We start from the raw sequence: 5,142 nt of genomic DNA, 5'->3' as shown, positions 1-5,142 counted from the left end.
TTCCACAATAACGACTCCTTTACATTTGGTTTCTCTTCGTCATCAACATGACTGTATTTTAAAACATTCTGGGGCCGTAATCAGCACCTGATTTGGGGTAATTTATTTTTTCCGAGGCCCTGAGTTTGGTTTGCAGGCGATGAGGACGATGGCTTTTGTCGGTGAACTCATCCCGAGTTTTGCCATTTCCGGATAGTCTGTGGTGTAACATTGTATTGCTTGGCAAGATCCACCTGCTTACGATCACGTTGAGCCTTGATCTCAGCACGCAGCTTTGGTGTTGTACGGGCTTGTGGATGGATAACCATGGCGTTATGCTTCCTCCAGGTTTTGCGTGAGCCAGTCGTTCAATATCTGGCGGGTTCGGAACAAAGGATAGCTCCTTTTTGGAATATAATCACATGGTACCCGACACCCGCGGTATCGGCAGTGATACTGTCTGCCACGAAAACCGCTCCTTCAGGTGCCTGGAAACGCTGTCGCATGAAACGGCTGTACAGGGGCCGCACAACAAAGTAGTCGCCATTGTCATAGCCTACCTGCACCGCCGAGAGTGATGGCTCGTCCCGAAGCACAGTTGCCAGCAAGGGGAGCGCCTTCAGCCGTTCGGGAAGGGTGCCGGCACGCACGATGGGGGTGAGCACCAGCAGATCGATATCGCTGCCCGTATGTGCGCTTACCTGGCGAAAATGCGTCATGATTTCCTGGTTGATCTGATCGAACAGCTGTTCGGATGCAGACAGGATGACTTCGGCGTTCTTGTGGTAATTGAACCACCCCAGTACCAGACCGACCGCCAGGATCAGGCCGATGAACAGGGTGGCAATATGAATGTGCAGGGGGAATAGCACCTGTTTGAGCCTGTTGATGACGGGCATGCGCGCTGACTTCCTGTCCGCTTCCCCTGACTGTGCTTGCCGCATCCCTGCCATACGCCTTTTCCTCCGGGTTTATCGTCCCTGTCAATGTACCGGCACAAACCTGCAGACACGGAAAATGGGATCACGGCGGTTGACGCCGTGACAGGGCTTAGGCCGGCAGGACATGCCCCGGCATTTGCCGGGTCAGGGTGTTGTAGATTGCCGCCAGCGCCCGCTCGATGATGGGGCGGTCTATGCTGGTCAGCAGGCTGGCCCGCCCGCTGCGGAGCAGGTCTGCCAGCTCACTGCTGGACATTTCGGCGACACGCCTGCCGCGCAGATCCACGAACAGCATCAGGTCGGTCACTTCACTGCGCCAGGAAAGCTTTCCGCGCAATTCCTTGCCGGCCCCCGTGGTCCAGGTGATCCACTGTCCCTGTTTCAGTTCACTCGCCTGCTGCATGAACTCATCACTGAGGATCGCTTCAAGGCTGCCACCTTCCATGCCAGCTTTTTCATGCGGCTGGTATTTCATGGTCGCAGGCTGCAATCCCCGCAAAGTGGTCACGTGGCACTGCTGGAGCTGCTTGAACATCATTGCAGCCCGCCCGCTGTCGTAGGAGATGGAGGCGAAGCCGCGGCGCAAATCAGCCAGTAACAGGGGGATTTTCGCCATCTGGATCTGACGTTCTTCGGGATCGGCCCGGGGAATGATACTGTCGATCAGTCTTTCCAGGACGCGTACGGCTTTGTTCCACTCATTGCTGCCTTCTCCTTCACGCAACAGAATCAGCGTCATGACATCACGCCAGACCTCATCAACAATCTGGTACACGGGTGCAGGCACGGCCGCCGGGAGAAGCCGGGTAAGATATTCATCGACGGCCTGCCTGGCCTGTGAAAGACGCTCCTTGCCTTTGGCGACCTGCGACAGCCGTTCTTCCGCCACACTGGCCCCACGTTCTTCGTTCAGAACATAAGTCTCGAAGTCTTCATTCACCTCGATCCACAGATCCACGCCGGCAGTGCTGTCATTGAGTATCCTCTGTACCGCCTGCTCGATACGGCCGTAGATGCTGTTTTCCGCATAATCGCCCTCATCAGACCAGCGGGCTGCAGCAGCGGCTAGGTTATTCAGTAGATCCCGAACGGGATGGGAGCGATCGGTAAGGAAAGATTTGTCTTCCAGGGAAATACGCAGGACCGGCATCTGCAGACGCACCAGCAGCACTTTCATCTGCGCCGGGATAATGGGGTCGTCGAGGATGTATTCGAACAGCATGTTCACGACATCGATGATGTGCTGATCGATACGCTGCAACCGGACTTTCTGATCTGTAACCGTCTTTCCAAGTTCAGAGACCAGCTGCCCTTTCAATGCATTCTGCGTAACCCGTGCCTGACGAATATCCCGCGGCGGATTCATGGACAGCTCAGACTGCAGGATACCGATGACATTCGCGATAGTTTCCACGGAAGCCACCGGCCAGTCCTCGGGAAAATCGGCAATGCTCTGGCTGGGCAATCCCAGGGATTCTCTCTGCTCATCCTCCAGCTGGCGCACCAGAGCCACAACCCCGAACAGAGTGCCTTCGTCCATCTGGCCAAAACGCCGGGGCGCTTCCCCGGAAGTTCCCGTCCTGCGCTGCTCCTGCTGCTGGCGGGCCTGTGCCGGTTTCTGCAGGAGGTTTTCCACGGGCTTCAGCCCGGCTTTTTCAAGCAGGGAAATAAGGTCCGGGTACAGTTTTTCCAGCCTGTCCAGGCAGTGTTTTCCAAATACTTCGTAAAAAGACAGTTTGGTCTGCAGATCCCCTGACCACTCCTGCAGCACATACTGCAGAGCGTTGGCCAGCACGCCGGGCGACACAGGCACTTCATTGCGTTTGAGGGTTTGGGTCGGCGTCACGCGGGCCAGCAGGGCGCTCAGTTCTTTCAGCCTCGACAGATGCCTGTTCTCCGCATGATGGGCGACACGCATTACTGCCAGGTCTTCTTCGAGCACATCCTGGTTGATCAGCTCCATGGAGTTCTGATCCTGACCGATACGGACCTGGGTGCGTAAAAACTCCTGTTGATAGGATCTGTAATCGAGGAAAAATTTTTCCGTTGCGAGCAACACCCGCGCCCGGTAGTTGCTGCTCAGCACCTCCCGGTTCTGGCGCAATTCCCGAATGGCATCGATATAGCTTCGCTGGGCCAGATCGTTGACAGCACTTTCCGCAAGACTGAAGAATTCCTCGTCCAGTTGCTCGAAAAATCCGTCGAGATGGGAATCGATCCAGTAACGCAGCTGGGCACTGAATTCGATGTGCAGCTGCTGCTTCTGAAACAGCGTCATAGATTGTGTGTTGGACTGCTGCATGAGGATAAGGTCAAATCCAGCTCAATGGCTCCTGTTGCAAACCCAAAATAATCTGTCAAACTGTTTATCTGTATGCAGTTTGACAGCAATACTGCGACGAATCCATTTGCCGTCACATATCCTTTGAATCAGATCACATCGATTCCCTGATTTACCTACTGCAGCACTTGGTATTTGTTTTATAAAGGAAATCCGGCCAAAATTAAAGTCAAATATAAAATATTTTTACAACTTATTGAGTAGAAAGGATTATAACCCATTAAATTCATTCCCTGCCAATCATTTCACCAACATGAAGTCATCTCCTCCCCTCTGGCTGAAAAACATTCGCCACTGCCCTTCCCCGAACTGTGATGAAAGGCCTGGTGATGCCAGAGTGGATCTGCTGGTCATACACAACATCAGCCTGCCTCCGGCGCAGTTTGGCGGACCGTGGATAGAGGATTTTTTTCTCAACCGGCTGGACACCTCCGAAGACGCCTATTTCCAGGAAATCAGCCACCTCAGGGTATCGGCGCATTTTCTCATCAAAAGAGATGGCGAAATCCTGCAGTTTGTGCCCCTGGAAAAGCGCGCCTGGCACGCCGGAGAATCCTGCTTTCAGGGACAGCATCGCTGCAATGATTTCTCGGTAGGCATCGAACTCGAGGGCAGCGACGAAATACCCTATACAGACATCCAGTATCAGCGCCTGGCCGAACTCAGCAAGGCCATAATGGACGTCTGCCCTGACATCACCACTGAGCGCATTACCGGTCACGAACACATCGCACCAGGCAGAAAAACCGACCCCGGTCCTGCTTTCGACTGGCCCCGCTATCTTGCCCTTCTGAATACCTGATGAGACGCTTCCTGAAACCGGCCCTGCTGCTGGTATTCGTGCTCATATCCAGCAGTGTGTGTGCACAGATACGGGTAGAGGATAATCTGGGCTGCAGCGTTGTCCTTCCTGCTGCTGCCAAACGCATTGTCACCCTGTCGCCCCATACCACCGAGATGCTGCTGGCCATCGGGGCAGCACCCCAAATCATCGCGGCAGCCCAGTTCTTCGACTATCCGGATGTGATGCGCGATATCCCGAAAACCAGCACCCTGGGCGGACTGGACAGAGAATGGCTGCTTGCCAGTAATCCCGATCTGGTTGTTGCCTGGGCTTCCGGCATCCGCCCCGGTGACCTGCAGTGGCTGCAGGCTTCCGGTATTCCTGTTTTCATGAGTGAACCCGGATCCCTGTCCGCTATCGGCGACACACTGAAGAAGCTGGGCATACTGACCGGTCATGCAGAAAAAGGACAGAAAGCTGCTGCGCTTTTCACTGCCCGACTCGACGCCGCCTGTTCAGGGCGATCCGGCGCCCCTTACGACAGCGTCTACTATGAGATATGGCCCAGCCCGCCAATGACCATCGGAGGCAAACACTGGTTGAACGAAGTTCTTGATCTGGCCCATCTGCACAATGTTTTTGCCTCCGTGCCTCGCGGGGTGTTCACCGTCTCTGCCGAGAGCCTGTTGGCAACACCTTCCCGGATTGTCATCACCAGCCAGCCAGCACAGGAGCGGCTGAACAAATCCATAAGCATCATCACTGCCGATTCCACCCTCGGGCGCCCCGGACCCCGGATCGTCGAAGGACTGGAGCAACTCTGCCAGCAATTGTAGGAATATTCCTACAAGGCCTTCCGTTCTTCCCTACAGACACGGGAAAGCAGAACTGAGACACTGTACCCGTCGCCAAAACAAGGAAGCACAAGGAAGAATTCGTACAAGGACGAACGATCAAGGAAGAATCAGGGAACGAATAAACCAAGCCAGGCGACAGCCCCGATCACAACAGGACGTGACCGGGGTTTTTTTATGTACAGGATGTACAGTATGCCGCGGGCGCAGGGATGCGCAGGAGCGGCGATGTACTGGATGTAC

Annotated in this window: 4 protein-coding genes; 2 read left to right on the top strand and 2 right to left on the bottom strand. The window is 54.8% G+C overall.

Features of this window, described 5'->3' with window-relative positions:
- Positions 1-347 precede the first annotated feature (347 nt).
- Together ACOCD2_RS04135 and ACOCD2_RS04130 are read right to left on the bottom strand one after the other, a co-directional pair.
- Positions 348-932 carry a hypothetical protein gene (locus tag ACOCD2_RS04135; protein ID WP_293645335.1) on the bottom strand — a complete coding sequence of 195 codons (585 nt, stop codon included), beginning with the start codon at positions 930-932 and terminating at the stop codon, positions 348-350.
- A gap of 97 nt (positions 933-1,029) precedes the next feature.
- Positions 1,030-3,198 (bottom strand): DUF1631 family protein, encoded by a 2,169-nt coding sequence (locus ACOCD2_RS04130; protein ID WP_293645337.1) that lies wholly within the window; start codon positions 3,196-3,198, stop codon positions 1,030-1,032.
- Between the two features lie 316 nt (positions 3,199-3,514).
- On the opposite strand from ACOCD2_RS04130, the gene ampD reads away from it, so the two are divergent.
- Together ampD and ACOCD2_RS04120 are read left to right on the top strand one after the other, a co-directional pair.
- Positions 3,515-4,063 carry a 1,6-anhydro-N-acetylmuramyl-L-alanine amidase AmpD gene (gene ampD, locus ACOCD2_RS04125; protein WP_293645339.1) on the top strand — a complete coding sequence of 183 codons (549 nt, stop codon included), beginning with the start codon at positions 3,515-3,517 and terminating at the stop codon, positions 4,061-4,063.
- Positions 4,063-4,881, top strand: a complete 819-nt coding sequence (locus ACOCD2_RS04120) for a helical backbone metal receptor (RefSeq protein ID WP_293645341.1) — start codon at positions 4,063-4,065, stop codon at positions 4,879-4,881. Before ampD ends, ACOCD2_RS04120 begins: the two co-directional genes overlap by 1 nt.
- Positions 4,882-5,142: the final 261 nt, after the last annotated feature.

This window comes from Thiolapillus sp. (assembly GCF_048562965.1).
GTDB lineage: Bacteria > Pseudomonadota > Gammaproteobacteria > Chromatiales > Chromatiaceae > Thiolapillus > Thiolapillus brandeum_A.
The sequence above is the reverse complement of the archived record's forward strand: the minus strand, read 5'-3'. Positions and strand labels throughout refer to the sequence as shown.